General features: G+C 57.5%; 1 protein-coding gene. It reads right to left on the bottom strand.

Annotated elements, in window-relative coordinates; all coding sequences use genetic code 11:
* Positions 1–201 precede the first annotated feature (201 nt).
* A complete protein-coding gene (locus tag FK256_RS14215) occupies positions 202–405 on the bottom strand; it encodes an actinodefensin (RefSeq protein WP_082463042.1) in 204 nt (67 codons plus the stop codon).
* Positions 406–718 lie beyond the last annotated feature (313 nt).

Genomic DNA, 718 nt, shown 5'->3' with positions numbered 1-718 from the left:
CATTGGTGTGTTCCTTTCTGGTGATCTCCCCGGGTGGTTCCCGTGGGAGGGTGTGGGTGCGCGGGTGAATGTGTCTGCGCACCTTCCCCGGATTGGGGGAAGTCTGTGATGCGATGCCGGCGGCACCGGACTGCCAGAGTCACTCGCAAGAAAGATGAATCAGAAGCTGTGGTCCTGCGCGTTGCGATATCGCTGTTTGAATTAATAGCAGCGGCAAGAGGTCTTGAGTATTCCTCCGCAGTAGCCGCCCCGGTATCCGGAATATCTGCAGTGACGGTCGCACGGAGACTCATCGGTGGGGCAGTTGTATTCTGCTCCCTCGGTGGGTGCGTGCGTTTCTGAATGAAGAGCCTGCTCAAATGTCACATCCGCTAGAGCGGTGGAGCGGCGAACAAATCGTGGCATGGGGGCGGTCCTTTTTCATCTCTCGTGCAAGTGGTGCAAGGCGTTAGTGTGGCTGGTGATCTCTTCGCCTTGCCTTGGCTGATATGAGAAGACTACGGGGTGCCTGGTAATGCGAAAATACCCCGAAGGGCGGGATGTATGGAGGGGCGTCCTCCCTAAGGAGGACTCTGCAGATGTCTGGTGCGGGGTCTGGGAAACAAGCAGATGTGGGCTGTCAGATGCTCGGCATCTGACAGCCCACATTCAATATTCGTCCCGAGTTGCCTCGATGACTCGAGGCAACTCGGGATCTGTGCGGCTCAGTAGCAGTGGC

It is taken from the genome of Actinomyces johnsonii (genome assembly GCF_006546835.1).
Classification (GTDB): Bacteria; Actinomycetota; Actinomycetes; order Actinomycetales; family Actinomycetaceae; genus Actinomyces; species Actinomyces johnsonii.
Note: the sequence above shows the minus strand (reverse complement) of the source record. Positions and strands in the feature narration are given on the sequence as shown.

Excerpts from the sequence above, each read along its gene's own strand:
- FK256_RS14215 (WP_082463042.1), bottom strand. The coding sequence starts at position 405 with ATGCCACGATTTGTTCGCCGCTCCACCGCTCTAGCGGATGTGACATTT.